The sequence below is a fragment of the Nocardia sp. NPDC060249 genome (genome assembly GCF_042728755.1).
Lineage (GTDB): Bacteria > Actinomycetota > Actinomycetes > Mycobacteriales > Mycobacteriaceae > Nocardia.
In genome coordinates this window covers 929,781-946,116 of the sequence record NZ_JBHXAQ010000002.1, presented here as the reverse complement: position 1 = coordinate 946,116, position 16,336 = coordinate 929,781, and the positions used below count along the sequence as shown (strand labels likewise).

General features: G+C 66.4%; 16 protein-coding genes and 1 pseudogene. 9 read left to right on the top strand and 8 right to left on the bottom strand.

Going from position 1 to position 16,336, the window contains the following annotated elements; genetic code table 11:
- The first annotated feature begins 94 nt into the window (after positions 1-94).
- A complete protein-coding gene (locus tag ACFWFP_RS12115; protein WP_379294770.1) occupies positions 95-724 on the top strand; it encodes a hypothetical protein in 630 nt (209 codons plus the stop codon).
- Positions 724-873: a hypothetical protein gene (locus ACFWFP_RS12110; RefSeq protein WP_379294769.1), complete on the top strand. Its 150-nt coding sequence runs from the start codon at positions 724-726 to the stop codon at positions 871-873. The genes ACFWFP_RS12115 and ACFWFP_RS12110 overlap by 1 nt, the downstream gene beginning before the upstream one ends.
- Before the next feature lie 11 nt (positions 874-884).
- Here the strand turns inward: ACFWFP_RS12110 and ACFWFP_RS12105 are convergent, their stop codons facing one another.
- Positions 885-1,055 (bottom strand): hypothetical protein, encoded by a 171-nt coding sequence (locus tag ACFWFP_RS12105; protein WP_379294768.1) that lies wholly within the window; start codon positions 1,053-1,055, stop codon positions 885-887.
- A 659-nt stretch (positions 1,056-1,714) separates the two neighbouring features.
- Between ACFWFP_RS12105 and ACFWFP_RS12100 the strand changes: the two genes are divergently transcribed.
- The gene (locus tag ACFWFP_RS12100; protein WP_379294767.1) at positions 1,715-2,056 is read left to right on the top strand and encodes a hypothetical protein; all 342 of its coding nucleotides are present in this window, start codon (positions 1,715-1,717) and stop codon (positions 2,054-2,056) included.
- Here the strand turns inward: ACFWFP_RS12100 and ACFWFP_RS12095 are convergent.
- Complete coding sequence (locus tag ACFWFP_RS12095) at positions 2,028-2,921, bottom strand: universal stress protein (protein ID WP_379294766.1); 894 nt, start codon at positions 2,919-2,921, stop codon at positions 2,028-2,030. The genes ACFWFP_RS12100 and ACFWFP_RS12095 overlap by 29 nt on opposite strands.
- Before the next feature lie 206 nt (positions 2,922-3,127).
- On the opposite strand from ACFWFP_RS12095, the gene ACFWFP_RS12090 reads away from it, so the two are divergent.
- A complete protein-coding gene (locus tag ACFWFP_RS12090) occupies positions 3,128-4,075 on the top strand; it encodes a CHAD domain-containing protein (RefSeq protein ID WP_379294765.1) in 948 nt (315 codons plus the stop codon).
- Positions 4,076-4,080: 5 nt separating this feature from the next.
- Here ACFWFP_RS12090 and ACFWFP_RS12085 read toward each other — a convergent pair whose 3' ends face one another.
- From ACFWFP_RS12085 to ACFWFP_RS12075, 3 genes are all read right to left on the bottom strand, one after another.
- Entirely contained in the window at positions 4,081-5,817 is a 1,737-nt protein-coding gene (locus ACFWFP_RS12085) for a GAF domain-containing sensor histidine kinase (protein WP_379294764.1), read from the bottom strand.
- Between the two features lie 42 nt (positions 5,818-5,859).
- Entirely contained in the window at positions 5,860-6,504 is a 645-nt protein-coding gene (locus ACFWFP_RS12080) for a response regulator (RefSeq protein WP_379294763.1), read from the bottom strand.
- 83 nt (positions 6,505-6,587) lie between these two features.
- Positions 6,588-7,013 (bottom strand): hypothetical protein, encoded by a 426-nt coding sequence (locus tag ACFWFP_RS12075; protein ID WP_379294762.1) that lies wholly within the window; start codon positions 7,011-7,013, stop codon positions 6,588-6,590.
- Between the two features lie 114 nt (positions 7,014-7,127).
- Between ACFWFP_RS12075 and ACFWFP_RS12070 the strand changes: the two are divergent.
- A pseudogene (locus ACFWFP_RS12070) lies at positions 7,128-7,313 on the top strand (universal stress protein); the annotation flags it as partial.
- Positions 7,314-7,338: 25 nt separating this feature from the next.
- On the opposite strand, the gene ACFWFP_RS12065 reads toward ACFWFP_RS12070, so the two are convergent.
- Positions 7,339-8,325, bottom strand: coding sequence for an Acg family FMN-binding oxidoreductase (locus tag ACFWFP_RS12065; RefSeq protein ID WP_379294761.1), 987 nt, complete (start codon positions 8,323-8,325; stop codon positions 7,339-7,341).
- A gap of 124 nt (positions 8,326-8,449) precedes the next feature.
- Positions 8,450-9,406, bottom strand: coding sequence for a formylglycine-generating enzyme family protein (locus tag ACFWFP_RS12060; protein WP_379294760.1), 957 nt, complete (start codon positions 9,404-9,406; stop codon positions 8,450-8,452).
- 380 nt (positions 9,407-9,786) lie between these two features.
- On the opposite strand from ACFWFP_RS12060, the gene ACFWFP_RS12055 reads away from it, so the two are divergent.
- Positions 9,787-12,144, top strand: coding sequence for an arylsulfatase (locus tag ACFWFP_RS12055; RefSeq protein WP_379294759.1), 2,358 nt, complete (start codon positions 9,787-9,789; stop codon positions 12,142-12,144).
- Between the two features lie 112 nt (positions 12,145-12,256).
- Here the strand turns inward: ACFWFP_RS12055 and ACFWFP_RS12050 are convergent, their stop codons facing one another.
- Complete coding sequence (locus ACFWFP_RS12050) at positions 12,257-13,156, bottom strand: TetR/AcrR family transcriptional regulator (RefSeq protein ID WP_379294758.1); 900 nt, start codon at positions 13,154-13,156, stop codon at positions 12,257-12,259.
- A gap of 251 nt (positions 13,157-13,407) precedes the next feature.
- Between ACFWFP_RS12050 and ACFWFP_RS12045 the strand changes: the two genes are divergently transcribed.
- From ACFWFP_RS12045 to ACFWFP_RS12035, 3 genes are all read left to right on the top strand, one after another.
- Entirely contained in the window at positions 13,408-14,814 is a 1,407-nt protein-coding gene (locus ACFWFP_RS12045) for a lipase family protein (RefSeq protein ID WP_379295128.1), read from the top strand.
- A gap of 95 nt (positions 14,815-14,909) precedes the next feature.
- Positions 14,910-15,479: a hypothetical protein gene (locus tag ACFWFP_RS12040; protein ID WP_379294757.1), complete on the top strand. Its 570-nt coding sequence runs from the start codon at positions 14,910-14,912 to the stop codon at positions 15,477-15,479.
- Between the two features lie 39 nt (positions 15,480-15,518).
- Positions 15,519-16,316 (top strand): SDR family NAD(P)-dependent oxidoreductase, encoded by a 798-nt coding sequence (locus ACFWFP_RS12035; protein WP_379294756.1) that lies wholly within the window; start codon positions 15,519-15,521, stop codon positions 16,314-16,316.
- The last annotated feature ends 20 nt before the right edge of the window (positions 16,317-16,336 follow it).

The following is a 16,336-nucleotide window of genomic DNA, read 5'->3' as shown; positions in this document are numbered from 1 at the left end:
TCTCCTGTGAAAGTTGCAGTTGAGTGCAACTGTTTCCGACTTTACGTTGGATCTCAACAGCTCGTCCTCGGTGCTGTGACAGGAGATTGCGAAGATGACCATCTCGTTCGCCCGTTCGGGCATCCGGCCCGACGCCTTGACCACCGCGTTGCTGTGGCTGGTGCGGGCGCTGCCCGCGGTGGCGCTGACAGTACTGATCCAGCAGGTCATCGCCCACGAGTCGGACTGGCGACTCGCGCTGGCCGCCGAAGCACCCGACATCGTCGGCTCGGCAGCCTTGTTCACCTTGGCGGCGACGATGGCGGTCACCCCGCTGGTCACACTCACCGGTTGGCGCGGGCACGTACCGCTGCGCCGGGATATGGGGCTGTGGACCCTGGGACTGGGTCTGACGGAAGTCGTCGTCGGCATCCTCGCCGCGAGCACAGGGTGGCTCGACGCGATCGCAGGCACGGCTTTCCTGGCTGCCGGCACCGGTGCCGTCGTCCTGGCAGTCCCGCTCGCCCTCACCTCCTACCCGACGGCGCAGCGCTTTCTCGGCCGTCAGTGGAAAGTGCTGCACCGCCTCACACACGGTGTGGTCGTGTTGGTTATCGCCCACGTCGGTTTTCTGGGACCCGACCAGATCGCCCTGGTGGCGGCGCTGTTCGGTCCGTCCTACCTCCTACGAATCCCCGCCGTCCGTCGCTGGGTCGTCGCCCGTCGCCGAGGAAAGGCCGCTTGATGAACCGCCGAGACCGCCGCCGCACCCAGCGTCTGCTCGTCCTCTCGATCACCGCCGTGACGGTGCTCACCGCCGGCGTTCCCGCGCTGGTGTCCCTCGAGCGCCACGGCTGGAGCGTATGGACCGCACCGCCATCGGACAACGATTGATCCAGCCGATCTCATCCGTGGCGGCGGAAGTCCGGTAGTCGCCAGGTGCCGTCGAAGGCCGCAGCGTCGGGCCCGTAGATGCGGAAGTAGGCGAACCAGCCTGCACCGGGGCTGGTTTGGACCCATCGCTGCAGTTCACTGCGGGTGCGGGCGTCGTCGGCGGTGATCGACTTGCGGTGCACATGCTCGACCTCTCGCTCGACAGGTTCGGCTCGTCCCCGGCGACGGTAAGTAACCAGGCGCTGAGCCGCTTTCCCTGAAACGGATGAACTCCACGCTGGAGGAGACTGCGGTCCGGAATTTGTCGCATGCGTTACTTCCGAACAGTGGACGAGCGAGGGGCGGGCGATGGGAATCGCGAGCAACTTTCAAGCGTCAGAAGGAAATTGGGTGCACCGGACTTCACACGCCTGAGATGCGACAGTGCTGTGAACGGAGGGGCAAGCGCTATTCGGAGCCGCCGCATCGACTGGAGAATATCGAGCGAGCAAGGCCGATAACCTGCACCGATAGGCCCAATTCGAAGGGACTTTGTACTCTATTTGCCCGAAATTTGCAGTGGTGGGATCGGACACGCGAACGCTCCGCAGCCCACGATGGAAGGTTCTCTGGTGATGAATTCCGGATTGTCCGATCTGTTTCGTAGCGCATCCCACGCCGACATCGATGGCTCGTTTCGGGCGCTAGGGCGACAGAGCGGCGCCTCCGGAGTGCTACACCGCGGCAGCGACGACAGTCCGATCTCGGTTGCCGGTGCAGTCGAAATATCCCCGGCCGGCCGAGTATCGCTGGAGGCGACCACGACGACATGGTGCTTCGACGGAGGTTTCGGAGGTGAGCAATGACAGCTCGAGTCGACCTGTATGTCATCGGCCGCCTCGACATGGGAGATGCCGCCGCGGACGTCTATTGCAGCGAGATCCGTTTCGACCATGCCGTTGACGGCGCCGTCTGCGACCGTGCCATCGCGAACTGGTCGAGGACACTGCATCTGGAACCAGGCGCTTCGACCGACCTCGACGGTCTCGACCACACGATGGCGACGGCCGGGTACTACCGAACTGGCGGCTGGCGGGTACGGATCACCGCCAGCGGTGCCGTGCGCTATTTCGCCGAGGCGACAGTCGGCCGCCGGCCTGCGATGGGTGCCCCGATCAGCGTGACTCGCAGTGGTCCTGCCTGACTGACGACGGTTCGGGCCTGGCGATGACGAGTGGGCATTCGGCCCCGTGCAGTACCGCCTGCGCGACCGAGCCCAGCGTCATGCCGGCGAAGCCGCGGCGGCCGTGGCTGCCGACGACGATGAGCTGTGCGGTGGCCGCGGCGACGAGGATCGCCTTGGCGGGCAGCCCTTCCGCGACGACCCGCTCGACGGATACCTCGGGGTACTTCTCGGCGTATCCGGCCAGGCTCTCCGACAGCACCGCTTCGGCCTCGGTCTGCATGGTCGTGCGCGCTTCGTACCGGTAGAACTCCGACCAGGTATGGACCGCTACCAGATGGGCGCCACGTCGGGAAGCCTCGTCGAAGGCGAGAGCGACGGCCTCGGCACTGCACGGCGAGCCGTCGACACCGACCACCACCGCGCCGGTCTGGGCCGTTGTTTCCGGAATCACCGCCACCGGGGACTCGGCGTGGCGGGCCAGCGACGTGCTGACCGAGCCGAGCAGTGTGCGACGCAGTGCCCCGAGTCCGCGACTGCCGACCACCGTCAATCGCGCCGATCTGCCGCGGTCGCGCAGCACGGTAACCGGGGCACCTGTCACCACGGCGGTCGAGATCACGACCTCGGGGGCGAGCGGAGCCGAGACTTCGGCGGCTGCGGCGGCGACGACGGACCGGCCATGACTGCGCAGCTGTTCGGCATCGAACAGGGGACCGGACAGGCCGGGCCCGTAGTCGACCGGAACATCGACGGCGTAGACGACCTGTAGTGGGGCGCGGTGACGCGCGGCGTACTCGGCAGCCCAGCGCAGAGCGATGAGGGACTGTTGCGATCCGTCGACGCCGACGACAACCGGCCGGTTCGGGTTCTCCGAAGTGAACATGATGTGGGCCTTTCTGTTTCCTCCACTGTGCGTCGGGGTTTTCCGCCGGCGGCAGGGTCGGAGGGCACGTGCGCAGAGGCACTAGGTCGTCGTGGCGAGCACCCGGATCGGGGCCCGATGGGGGCGAACGGCTCTGGGGACAGCGACGCCACGGCGCGCAGGGTGGACCCAGGACCCGTTCACCCACTCACCGAGGCAGGTTTGCGATGAAAACCGAGACTCCCAGCAGCGTCGACGCCCGTCCGGCTGCCGATCCGACGTCAGCGAGCACACTGCTCGCCGACTACCTGCACACCCAGCGCGAGACGATTCTGGAAGGGCAGATCACCGTCGAGACGCACGACGACCCGGACTCGGTACCCGCGATGGTGATCGCGTCGCGACGGGCCCGCAGCGCGCTGAGCGCGCACCGTGGCGCCGTCCATGCCGAGCCGGAGGTGCGCAGACTGATCGAGGAACTGCGCTGGTTCGGCATCAATGTCGGCGCGGCCCACGAGTTGCGGACACAGTCGGCGCGACTGCATGCCGCCGTGGACGTGCTGCGACCGCGCTATGTCCGCGGTCCGGTGCACGCCAGAATCGCCGCGTACTTCGGGGAGCGGACCAGACTGGGATGGCTCGCCGCGCGTGACCTTCTCGGCTCGCCCCGATTTCCGGCGATGATCGAGGATCTGATGGCCGAAGAGCGATTGCTGCGCGGTGGCATCGTGGCCGGGATCGACGATGTCGACAACGAGGCGGTGCTGAGCGCGTTACTCGATCGCGTCCGAGCGCGCATGCGCGCGATCGAGTCGAAGGGGGAGGAAGACGCACGCGACGCGGCGGTCCACGCGCTGCGCAAAGCGATTCGGCGCACGCGCTACTACCTGGAAAGTATCCATGATCTCGCACCGTCGCGCAGCGCGCAGGCACGCGAGGGGATGAAGGCAGTGCAGGATCTGCTCGGCGAGCATCAGGAGGCGGTGGTGGCCAAACATCACCTGATCCAGATCACCAGGGAAGCGGAGAACGCGGGGGAGTCGACCTTCACCTACGGGCTCCTGGTGCAACGCGAAATCGACTGCACCACACAGTGTTCGGTGGCCTTGCCAGCTGCCTACTGGCGGCTGCTGCGTGAGGCCAGGGTGATGGCGGATGTGCGCGCGCGGAACTGAGCGACTCAGTTCAGCGGTGCTGTCCAGCGCATCGTGGTGCCGCCCTGCGGCCGTGGTGTGACGGCGAACGTGCCGCCCATCTCCGCGGCGCGGGCAGCCAGGTTGGCAAGGCCGCTGCGTCGGGTGGTCTCGGCAGCGATGCCGGTGCCGTCGTCGGTGACCTCGATCGAGACCTCGTCGCGCACGAGCAGTTCCACCCCGACGGTGCGCGCCTTCGCGTGCCGCACCACATTGCTCACGCCTTCCCGCAGAACGGCCTCGACGTGGTCGGACAGTGGTGGTTCGAGCACGGTGACCGGCCCGGCCAGCCGGACGGTGGTCCGCAACCCGGTGTCGTCGGTCATGTCGGTGATGATGTCGTGCAGGCGTTTTCGGTAGGTCGAGGAGTCGGTGGTGGTGTTGCTCTGCAGATCGAAGATCGAGAAGCGAATGTCCTGGACGATCGCTTGAATATCGTCGATGGTCTCGTCGAGGCGGTCACGCACTTCGGTCGAGCGGGCCCGTTGCATCGTGCCCTGCAACGAGAGCCCGACCGCGAAGAGTCGCTGGATGACGTGATCGTGCAGGCCGCGGGCGATCCGGTCGCGGTCGGCGTAGACGTCGAGTTCGCGCATCCGACGCTGGGTGTCGGCCAGTTGCAGCGCGACCGCCGCTTGGTCGGCATAGGTGGTCAGCAGCGCTTGATTCACCTCGCTGAGCTGGGCCGCACCGGCCGGAAACACCGAGGTCAAGACGCCGGTGACCGTGCCGTTCGCGCGCAGTGGCAGGGTGAGAACCGGGCCGAATTCGGCGGTCGAGTCGAAGATCTGGTGATGGGCGGGTGAGCCGGCGGCGACCGCGCGACCGGACCGGAATGCCTCGGCAGAGTGCGAATCCTCGAGCGGGATGTGACGGCCGATGAGCTTTTCGGCGTCGGCCCCCGCGGCGGCGACCACCACCAGTTCGGTGATCTCCTCGTGGGGAATGTCCGGATCTTCGGGCAGCGCGAGAAACGTGCAGGCGGAATTGGTCAAGGAGCGTCCGCGTTCGGCCACCAGGCCGAGTACGTCGGTGGACGGGCTGCCCGCCAGCAGTTCGGTCGCCACGTCGCGGATGGCTTCGAGCCATTGCTGGCGCACCCGTGATTGTTCGTAGAGGCGGGCGTTCTCGATCGCGATGCCCGCGGCCGCGGCGAGCGCTTGCACCACCACTTCGTCGTCCTCGGTGAATTCCAGACCGCCGGCCTTCTCGGTGAGATACAGATTGCCGAACACCTCGTCGCGCACCTTCACCGGCACGCCGAGAAACGTTCGCATCGGCGGGTGGTTGGCGGGGAAACCCACCGAGGACGGGTGGTCGGAAAGAGTGGACAGCCGGATGGGTTTCGGTTCGGCGATGAGCAGTCCGAGGACACCGTGCCCGCGGGGCAGGTCGCCGATCAGCACCCGGGTGCGGTCGTCGATCCCCTCGTAGACGAACTCGGCGAGCTGGTTGCTGGTCTTGTCGGTTTCCCGGACACCGAGCGCGCCGTAGCCGGCGTCGACGAGTTCGATCGCGGTGTGCACGATCGTGCGCAGGGTGTTGTCCAGATCCAGGCCCGCGGTCACCACGAGCATGGCTTCCATCAGCCGGTCCATCCGGTCGCGGACGTCGACGATCTGGGTGATCCGGTCCTGTACCTCGGCGAGCAGTTCACGTAGCCGCAGCTGAGACAGGGTTTCGGTCACCGGTGCCCGACCACGCGCCCCCGACGTGTTGTCCATAGGGCGCATTCTTCCACGTCGCCGTGGGGGCGGCGATGGCCGTCATCGGTGCTGCTCACGACGCAGGTCGGCCGCGATGACCGCGGCCTGGGTCCGGCGCTCGACCCCCAGTTTCGTCAGCAACCTGGACACATAGTTCTTGACTGTTTTCTCGGCGAGAAACATGCGTGCGGCGATCTGCCGGTTGGTCAGTCCTTCGCCGAGCAGCGACAGCAGCGTGCGTTCCTGTTCGGTCAGCGTCGAGAGCGGCCCGGTCTTCTCCTCGGCTTCGGAGCGCAGCTTGGCCATCAGCGCCGCGGCGGCTCGATTGTCGAGCAGTGACTTGCCTTCGCCGACCTCGCGGACGGCGCTGATCAGTTCCAGGCTCCTGATGTCTTTGACGACATAGCCGCTCGCGCCCGCCAGAATGGCGTCGAGCATGGCCTGCTCGTCGGTGAACGAGGTCAGGATCAGGCAGCGCAGGTCGGGCTCGGTCGAGAGCAGCTCGCGGCACAGTTCGATCCCGTTGCCATCGGGCAGCCGAACGTCGAGCACCACCACATCGGGACGCAGCGCCGGGATCCGCGCGAGGGCGTGTGAGCAGGACCCGGCCTCACCGATCACCTCGAGGCCGGGTTCGAGGGCGATCAGATCGCCCACACCACGCCGGACGATCTCGTGGTCGTCGACCAGGAACACCTTGATCATCGGTGACTCCTCAACACGTCGGTGTAAGCCTTCGCCTCCATCGTCCGCTGCCGTGGTGGCCGATGGAACACCGGGCGACACGATCACGGCGATGTCCGTCGCAGCGCGGAGCGGTGGGTGAGCGGTGGAGCGCCGAGCGCGGCGACCGCGACGGCCGCGACCACACACACCGGTTGCAGCCAGCTGAATTCCCGCACTATCAACAGCTGCAACAGGATCCAGCCGATCAGCGCACAGGCCGCGACCATCGATGTCTGCGAGGTGCGCGTGTCGTCCCGGCCCGCGGTGAGGGCGACGACAGCCATCGGCAAACCGACGACAACGGCCAGCACGACCCCGGCCAGGAGCGGGCTCTGCCAGGGCAGTCGGCTCTCAGCTGCCGGCCCTGGTGACAGTATTCCGGTGATGAGAGCGAGCGACCCCGCGAACGCCCAGATCGCGAGGATGCCGGAGACCAGGCACAGCGCGGATCGGCGGGGGTCCAATCGTCGCAGGTAGGTCGACACCATGGGTACAGCCTCGCCCGTTCCCCTCGATCACCGGCAGGGCCGAAGGTCCCGCGGGCGAGGGACCGGTGTCCCGATCCGGGGCCGAGAGGCCCGGCTGGAACTGGTCGCGCAGCGGTGGGCCGGATCGTGGTCGCGAATCGCCCGGTCCGCACACTGCTCGACGAATCGGCGTCGGCGCAGCTGCTGGTGGTCGGCAGCCACGGTAGAGGCGGATTCTCCAGCATGCTGCTCGGCTCGACGAGCAACGCGCCATTGCACTCGGTGGAGATCCCCGCGATCGTTGTTCGCGCCCCACGATGACTCGGCGGAACCCGAAGCGGCCGGATCATGGCACGGTGAGAATCTCGGTGAGCGGTCTGCGCGGGGTGGGCGGGAATTGCTGATTATCGGGTGCGGTGCCGACCCGGACCACGACCTGCGGTATTCCGGGATGGCCGATCAGGCTGCTCAGCAATCGTCTGCCCGCGGTGGTTTCGGTGATGTGGGTCAGCGCGCAGGTCGACATTCCCGACGCTGTGCATTCGAGCAGGGCCGCCGACAACGCCTCGCCGGTTCGCAGCCAGGTCGCGGGCGTATCGCCGGTCGCGGTGAGCACCACCAACCGGGCGTGATCGTCGAGATCGCCGCGTCGCGCCGAGGGGCCAGGGGTCGGGTACGTCCGGGCCACCCCGACCCGGGCGAGCTCGGACTCCGAGATCAGCGCCGAGGGCGGAATGCCTTCCGGCGTGCCGGGATGTCCTGCCCACCAGCGTAATTCGGCTTGGTACCCCATGTCGTATCGGCGCAGGGCATCGGATTGCTCTGAGGCCAGCGACAGCCGGGCACGGGCGCCTTCGTCCAGGACATCGAGAGTGACTTCATGGGCGGAGACGAGGTCGTCGAGTGCCAATCGAACCGAACCCCACCCGAGGGGCTCGTTCATCGGCAGCCGATCGGTATATCGACGGTCGATGGCCTCGGCCCGGCGGAAAACTCCCACCGGTGGGTCCGGCCATCGCCGGAATTCGATGGTGGCGAGCAGATCGGGTCGCGTCGGGTCCGGGAGTCGAAGGGTGTCGGTGCGCCAGCCTTCGGCCGCGAACGCGGTCCGCACGTGGTCCAGGACCGCGCCGCAGCTGATCACCGCCTGACGACCGTGCGGATCGGCGGCGGTGAGCTGCCGGTCGGTGTCACGCAAGAGGTGCAGCCGGGTGCCGTCGAAGACCCACCGCCACGGCTGGGTGTTGTGGACCGACGGCGCGCGGCACCCGAGGCGGATCGCCGCGCGGATCGTAGGAGGATCAGGGACCGGGTGGACTGGTTCATCGTTCATAGCATCGAGTCTCGCCCTTGCCCGATGTTTGCCGAGACGGTCTTTGCGCCTGTTCGGCGGGGACCAAATGCCCTCCCTGGCGTGACCGCGGCCGCACGGCGCGAAAGGCGGGCGCGATCGGTGTTCATGGGCGAATGATCAGCCGGAATCCCAGGTGCGAGGTGGAGGTGTCGACAGCTTGGGCCATTCTGGCCGCCGGCCGGTACCGACGGCAGTAGTTCGGAGCACACAGGTGTGAGCCGCCTTTGATGACGCGGCGGCCGATGGTCGATCCGGCATGATCGCGGCTGCCGGTTTCGGTACCGCCACGCGGATCTTCGGGGACACAGCACGCATGGGCCGGGCTCTGATGGGCCGTGTACCAATCCTGGGTCCATTCCCAGACGTTGCCGATCATGTCCGAAAGGCCATATCCATTGGGCGGGAACGATCCGGCCGGTGACGTTCCTTCGTATCGGTCGATTCGCGTGTTGTGGTGCGGGAATTCGCCGTGCCAGGTATTCGCCATCGGTGTGTTTCCCGGTTCGAATTCATCACCCCAGGCGAATTCGGCGCCGTCGAGCCCCCCGCGGCAGGCGTACTCCCATTCGGCCTCGGTCGGTATGTCCTTGCGCGCCCATTCGGCGTAGGCGGCGACGTCGTCCCACGCTGTGTGCACCACCGGGTGGTCGGGTCTTTTCTTGATGGAAGTGCCCGGGCCCTGTGGATGTCGCCAATTCGCTCCAGGAACCCACTGCCACCATTGGTAGGGCTGGTCCAAGCGCACGCGATGATCGGGCTTGATGAACACCGAGGAGCCGGGCACGAGTTGCTCGGGGGCCGCATCGGGATAGTCGGCCGCGTCCGGGGCGCGCTCGGCGACGGTGACATAGCGGGTGCGGGCGACGAAGCGGGCGAATTCGGTGTTGGTCACCGGATGCGGGTCGATCCAGAATCCGGGGACCGAGACCCGGTGCGCGGGTGCTTCCTCCGGGTAATGATCGTCCGAGCCCATGGTGTAGACACCGCCCTCGATCCACACCATTTGTTCCTGTCCGGGGCGATCACTGTGCGGTGGTAGCCCGCCGGCGACACTGCTCATTTCGTTGCCCTTCCGATGACCGACGGATATCGCGGGAGGTCCTCCGAGCTTTCACTGTCACGACCCTGTGATCCCTCACCCGGCAAGGGTGAAATTTCGACGATGATCGCTTTTCCCACCGAGCACCCGGTGTAATGTCGAACGGGTCGCAAGACCGGCCGTCGGCTGATTCCCATGATGACTCCGGCACGACGAGCTCGGATAGGTGGGTGCGGAACAGGCTCGAACTGTACACGCCCTGCGGTTGGACGTGGTCGGTACAAGAATCGACATTGTGGCGTTAATCGAAGCCCTGCAAGGAAACTCGCCGTGATGCTGATCCGCGAGGAGCATCGGGGCCGTGCCGCGCATCGGTGTTCTCTGTGTGAGGAGTCTGCCTCATGGCAATTCCATTCCGTGGTGTGATCAACCTCGATATTCGCGATTCGGTCCCGGACTGGGGTCCGTATGAGCAGCCGAAGGCGCGGTCGGGCTCGCCGAATGTCGTCTACATCGTGCTCGACGACGTCGGGTTCGGCGCGATGAGTTGCTACGGCGGCCCGATCGAGACACCGAATATCGATCGGATCGCCGCGAAAGGTCTGCGCTACAGCCAATGGCATACCACCGCACTGTGCTCGCCGACCCGCTCCTGCCTACTCACCGGCCGCAACCACACCACCAACGGCATGGCGTGTATCAGCGAGTGCGCGGTGGGATTTCCGGGCGCCAACGGGCATATCCCACCGGAGTGCGCCACCCTGGCCGAGGTGCTGGTCGAACAGGGCTACAGCACGGCGATGGTCGGCAAATGGCATCTGTGCGCCGAGGACGAGATGAACCTCGCCTCCACCAAACGGAACTGGCCGATCGGTCGCGGTTTCGAGCGCTTCTACGGATTCCTCGGCGCGGAGACGAACCAGTGGTATCCCGATCTGATCCACGACAACCATCCGGTCGAGCAGCCGTCGATGCCCGAGGACGGCTACCACTTCAGCGTCGACATCACCGACCGGGCCATCGAATACATCGACGATGTCAAAGCCATCGCCCCGGAGCGTCCGGTCCTGCTCTACTACGCACCAGGGTGTGCGCACGCTCCGCACCACGTGCCGCGTGAATGGGCCGACCGCTATCGAGGAAGGTTCGACGCCGGCTACGAGGCGATGCGCGAAGAGACCCTCGAGCGGCAAAAGCAGATGGGCCTGGTTCCCCAGAACACCGAACTGCCACCGCTCAACCCGATCGGCACGCCCGAGACCCGCGGGGGACCCGGCGGCGAGCCGTTCCCGCCGCTGGACTACACCCGCCCCTGGGACACCCTCACCGGTGACGAACAGCGGCTGTTCTCCCGGATGGCCGAGGTGTACGCGGGTTTCCTGTCGCACTGTGACGACCAGATCGGTCGCCTGCTCGATTACCTGGAGCGGATCGAGGAACTCGACAACACCATCATCGTGGTGGTCTCCGACAACGGGGCCAGCGGTGAAGGCGGATCGGACGGCTCGGTCAACGAGAACAAGATCGCCAACGGCGTCCCGGACGATCTGGCCGAGAACATGGCCAAACTCGACGAGCTGGGCAGTCCCACCACCTACAACCACTATCCGAACGGGTGGGCGATGGCCTTCAACGCCCCCTTCAAGATGTGGAAGCGGTACTCCTTCAACGGCGGCACCTGCGACCCGTGTGTGATCTCCTGGCCGGCCGGGATCTCGGCCAACGGCGAGACCCGTGATCAGTACCATCACGCCGTCGACCTGGTGCCGACGTTGCTGGACTGCGTCGGTGTCGACCTCCCCGAGATGGTGAAGGGTCACCCCCAGGTGCCACTTCAGGGGGTGAGCATGCGCTACAGCTTCGACGCGCCCAACATCCCGACCGCCAAGCACACGCAGTTCTACTCCATGCTCGGCGGGCGCGGGATCTGGCACGACGGCTGGAAAGCGGTCACCACCCACCCCACTCTCAGCGGATGGAGCCACTTCCCCGACGACACCTGGGAGCTCTACCACACCGAGGCGGACCGCGCCGAGATGCGCGATCTCGCCGCCGAGGAGCCCGGGAGACTGGCCGAACTCATCGGCCTGTGGTTCTACGAGGCAGGTACCAACCAGGCGTTCCCGCTCGACGACCGCTCCGCTGTCGAAATCCTCACCACCCCACGTCCCCAGCTCGCGCCACCGCGCAACCGCTACGTCTATCGTCCCGGCGGTGCGGAGGTGCCCGAGGCCGTGGCGGTCAACATCCGCAACCGCTCGTACTCGATCGGAGCGCTCGTCGATCTGCCCGCACCGGGGGCTCGCGGCGTCCTGTTCTCCCACGGCGGCCGCTTCGGCGGGCACGCGCTGTACATCAAGGACAACCGGCTGCACTACGTGTACAACTTCCTGGGCAGCGAGGAACAGCGGATCGAGGCGACCGAGGACCTGCCGACCGGCGAGAACCTGATCCTGGCCGCATCCTTCGACAAGGACGGCGAGGATCCGCCCGGCACCGCACGCGGTCTCCTCAGCCTCTATTACGGCGACCGTAAGGTCGGCGAAGGCCGAATCCGCACCCAGCCAGGCAAATTCAGTCTCACCGGCGAAGGCCTCAACGCGGGCCGCGACAGCGCCGAACCCGTTACCGGGGACTACCCCGGCGCACGACCATGGTCGTTCACCGGCGGGACGCTGCACCGGGTAGCGGTCGACGTGAGCGGCGAACCGTTCATCGATCTCGAACGCGAAGCCGCCGCGATGCTGTCACGCGAGTAGCGGCGGCTCGTGCGCGGAACCCGAAGTGCCTACTGGCGGTAGACCAGAACGCTTTCGGCTCGGTCCATTTCGTCCCGGCGCAGGGCGGGGGTTGCCCCGTGCCTGCGCGGCATCACATGACGCTGATCAGGAAGCGGGTGAGAACCTCGACCAGATCCTCGAGTTCGGCGCCCGATCCATTGATGCTCCACTGATGAACCAGCGCCATGAGAGCGCCGATGAAACCTGTTGCCGCGGCACGAAACCCGCCTGCGGGGACGAAGCCTGGACCTCGCGTGCGCTTCAGTTCGGCGGTAAAGAACTCTACCCAGATCTCCCGCTGGTCCACGCGGTGCTTCTCGACGTCGGCGCTCACCCCGACGATCTCGACGAACGACACCCGTGCGCGGTGGGGGTCCATGCCGATCGCCCCGGCATAGGCCCGCACCGCGATGCGCGCGCGGGTGGCGGCGTCCGCATCGCCGGCCTCGGCCAGCGCCTCGATCACCGCTCGCCGTGTGTCCGCCTGGATCATGTCGTACACCGCGAGCAGCAGCAGCTCCCGGTTGCCGAAGTGCTCGTAGAACTGCGCGCGCGCCAATCCGGCTGCCTTGCACACCATCGTGATGGACGTGCCTTGATAGCCCTGCTCGCCGAACACGGCGAGACCGGCTGCGATGAACTGCTCTCGTCGTTGCGCCCGGCGATCCTCGACCGGGCGACCGTTGTAAACCCGGGGTGAGCCGCTCGCAATCACGGCGTCAACCCTAGTTCCCTGGGTGGGGTCGGTTCGAACTGGGCCGATCGGTATCGGGGGCCTGTGCTCTATTCGACTCCGATCGTTTTCCGAAGAACGAGGCAACAGTCTCGCCGAAGATGGAGCGGACAGAGCCATCCCGTCCGGGGTCAGAACAAGCCAGTCGGCGTCGGTGATGGTGCAGCTGGTTTGTGCGGGAACGCCGTCGAGTCGATCCTTCAACCACAGCAGTGCGGATGCGGCTCCGGAGATCTCCGTGGTGATGTGCTCGGCCAACTGCTCGCGTGTGTATTGCGCTGTTGCCGTGTGGCTTTCGCAGTAGGTTCACCGGTCCGATGGGTATGAGTCCGTCCGGGCGCCGTCCTCGGGCGGGATCGGACCGCAGCGCCAACTGTGACTTGCCTCATCTCTCGCCGGATGGGTAGTGTGCCTCACATCTTAGATATGGACGTCCAACAATGATGCTGGGAGTGCTCGATATGGCCGCAGTGAATTGGCGACCGCCGGTGAGAGACCCTCGCGGCCGGATGAAGTCGCGGGTACGGGTCCGTTCGCTCGCGTTCGCCGTGATGATGGTCGCCGGGACCGCCACGGTCGCCGCCGCTCCCGTGTCGGCTGTGCCGTTCGACGGTGTCGTGCAGCCCGCGCCGCCGTTCCTGAGTTCGCCGGCGATACCGGAGTTCGACACCTTCTACCGCCCGCCCGCGGACGTCGTCGCGGCCAAGCGGCCCGGTGAGATCATCGCCGCCCGGCAGGTCAACGTCGCGACCTACAACGTGCTGCCGCTCAATGTCGATGCCTGGCAGTTGTCCTATCGGTCGAACAACAGTCGCGACGAACCGATCGGCGCTGTCGCGACCGTGCTGAAGCCGCGCGGGGAGGTGCCACGCGGTACCCGAAACCTGCTCTCGTACCACATGGCCGAGGACTCGACGGGCAAATATTGCGCCTCGTCGTATTCGATCCAGCAGTGGGCGCTGCCCGGCTTCGTCACCGGTCAGCTGGTCGCGCCGATCGGATTCCTCGAGGTCCAGGTGGCGTTGCAGCAGGGCTGGGCGGTGGTGGTCCCCGATCATCAGGGGCCGAACGCGGCCTTCGCGCACGGCCCGTTGGCCGGGCGTATCGCGCTCGACGGCATCCGTGCGGCCGAGAACTTCGCGCCGATGGGGCTGGACGGGGCGGCGACCGAGGTGGGGATGATGGGCTACTCCGGTGGTTCGGTCCCCACGATGTGGGCGGCCGAAATGCGCAAAACCTATGCGCCGGAACTGAATATCGTCGGCGCGGTCTCCGGCGGAACAGATGCCGACCTGGGGGAGTTGGTGAATCTGGCGAACAACAACGCGGCCTCCGGTCTGGTGTACGCCGGCATCATCGGCCTGGCTCACGAAGAGCCGGAGTTCGCTGCCTTCCTCCGCGAAACCAGCAATCCACTCGGGCAGGCACTGCTGACCGGCAAGGACCAGCTGTGCGTGGGTGTTCAGGCAGCACTGTTCCCCTTCATGAATATCAAGGGGTTGTTCACTACGCCTGGCGATCCCCTCGCGGCCCCGGCCGCCCAGGCGGTGATCGAGCGCACCCGGATGGGGAAGAGTGTGCCGGACATGCCGGTATACCTGTACCAGGCGAATATGGACTGGCTGGTGCCGGTCGGGCCGGTCAACAAGCTCTACGGCACTTATTGTCAAGATCCGAACGCCAAGGTGAGCTATACCCGCGATCATTTCAGCGAGCATCTGAGCCTGGAGGCCATCGGCCTGCCGCGCGCCATGATGTGGATGCGCGATCGCTTCGCGGGGGTGCCGGTCGAAAGCGGTTGCCGGCTCGATGAAGTCGGCTCCATGGCGTTGGACTCGCGGACATGGGGGGAGTGGGTGTCGATTATCGGCGGTGAACTGGCGGCGTTCATGGGGCAGCCCATCGGTACTCGCTGACGCCGTAACGCACGGTCATCAGGGTCTTGATTGGCCCTCAAGAACGCGCTACCTTCTTGGGGATCAATCAAGAAGTTGAGAGATGAGGCGGTCCCTTGGACACCGATGCCGTGACCGACAAACTGCGCCGCCTGGACACCAGCGGCCTGCTCGCTCTGTTCACCACCCTGGAAGCCCCCGCGATCAGCGAAATAGACGGCGAGTACGCCGCCGCTCTGCTGGCCCAGCCGAACCTGTTCGCCGTAGTGAGCGGCAAGGTGGCCGTGGCCAACCCGCTCGGACCTTGGCTGTGCAAGGCCTTCCGGCCCGTCGATGAGAACAGCGGGCGCGGCTACAACACTTTCCGCGAGTTCGGCCGGGTCCGGCAGCGCTACCCGATGCACACCCTGTTGGCTCCGTCCCGCTACGACGGTGCTCCGGCCTACACGCTCATCTATCGCGCCTACACCTCGATGTGCGGGTCGATTCACATGGTGGACGAGGTGCGCCGTGCCGCGCCCGGCGTCTACCTGGGCATGGGCACCTGGGGATTCACCGACGCCCAGCGCCGCGTCCCCCGCCCCTTCCTGCTGACCGGCCCAGTCGGTTCGTACCGCGGCGACATCGGTAGAGCCCGCCGTGGCTTCACACCTGGCCCCCGCGAGCTGCCCGGTCCACCGGCCTGACACCGCTCAGCTGTCGACCCCATCAGAAACGAAGGACCCATGACCACATCCCCCCGCACCGCGCTGATCACCGGCGCCTCCGCCGGCATCGGCGCGGCGTTCGCCCACCACTTGGCCGCGAGCGGCTACCAGCTGCTGCTCGTAGCCCGCCGCGCCGATCGTCTCCAGGAGCTCGCCACGCAGCTGACCGACCGCCACGATGTGCGTTGCGAGGTGTTCGCCGTCGACCTCACCGACCCGGCCGCGCCCGCCGCGATTGTGGACTACGCCGACCAGCAGGGCTTGGACGTCGACGTCCTGATCAACAACGCGGGTCTCTCGGGCAAGACCGCGTTCGCCGACACCCCATGGGACGCCCTGGCCGGAGAGATCCAGCTGATGGTGACCGCTCCGACCGAACTCGCCCACCTGGTCATCCCCGGCATGAAGAAACGTCACTGGGGCCGCATCATCAACCTGTCCTCGATCGCGGCGTTCACTCCACCCGGAGCCAGCTTGCTCTACACCGGCATCAAGTCCTACGTCCTCAACGCCTCGCAATCCCTCGACATGGAACTCAAACCCCACGGCATCCACGTCACCGCCCTGTGCCCCGGCCTCACCCACACCGAATTCCACGACGTCATGGGCACTCGCGACAAAGCCGATCACCTGCCCGGCATCCTGTGGCAGCAGCCCGGCGCCGTCGTCGCCGAGGGCTGGGACGCGGTGATGAACGGCAAACCCGTGTGCGTCCCCGGCATCGTCAACAAGATCTCCGCCGCCGCCATGAAGCCGCTGCCCACCCGCCTGGGCTACCTCGTCGGAAAGACCTTCAATCCCTTCAAGAACAGCTGAACCCTTGCCGCGCGTTCAGC

Bases quoted from the DNA above. Each gene is read 5' to 3' on its own strand.
- ACFWFP_RS12115 (WP_379294770.1), top strand. From the start codon at position 95: ATGACCATCTCGTTCGCCCGTTCGGGCATCCGGCCCGACGCCTTGACC.
- ACFWFP_RS12110 (WP_379294769.1), top strand. From the start codon at position 724: ATGAACCGCCGAGACCGCCGCCGCACCCAGCGTCTGCTCGTCCTCTCG.
- ACFWFP_RS12100 (WP_379294767.1), top strand. From the start codon at position 1,715: ATGACAGCTCGAGTCGACCTGTATGTCATCGGCCGCCTCGACATGGGA.
- ACFWFP_RS12095 (WP_379294766.1), bottom strand. From the start codon at position 2,921: ATGTTCACTTCGGAGAACCCGAACCGGCCGGTTGTCGTCGGCGTCGAC.
- ACFWFP_RS12090 (WP_379294765.1), top strand. From the start codon at position 3,128: ATGAAAACCGAGACTCCCAGCAGCGTCGACGCCCGTCCGGCTGCCGAT.
- ACFWFP_RS12085 (WP_379294764.1), bottom strand. From the start codon at position 5,817: ATGGACAACACGTCGGGGGCGCGTGGTCGGGCACCGGTGACCGAAACC.
- ACFWFP_RS12080 (WP_379294763.1), bottom strand. From the start codon at position 6,504: ATGATCAAGGTGTTCCTGGTCGACGACCACGAGATCGTCCGGCGTGGT.
- ACFWFP_RS12075 (WP_379294762.1), bottom strand. From the start codon at position 7,013: ATGGTGTCGACCTACCTGCGACGATTGGACCCCCGCCGATCCGCGCTG.
- ACFWFP_RS12065 (WP_379294761.1), bottom strand. From the start codon at position 8,325: ATGAACGATGAACCAGTCCACCCGGTCCCTGATCCTCCTACGATCCGC.
- ACFWFP_RS12060 (WP_379294760.1), bottom strand. From the start codon at position 9,406: ATGAGCAGTGTCGCCGGCGGGCTACCACCGCACAGTGATCGCCCCGGA.
- ACFWFP_RS12055 (WP_379294759.1), top strand. From the start codon at position 9,787: ATGGCAATTCCATTCCGTGGTGTGATCAACCTCGATATTCGCGATTCG.
- ACFWFP_RS12045 (WP_379295128.1), top strand. From the start codon at position 13,408: ATGAAGTCGCGGGTACGGGTCCGTTCGCTCGCGTTCGCCGTGATGATG.
- ACFWFP_RS12035 (WP_379294756.1), top strand. From the start codon at position 15,519: ATGACCACATCCCCCCGCACCGCGCTGATCACCGGCGCCTCCGCCGGC.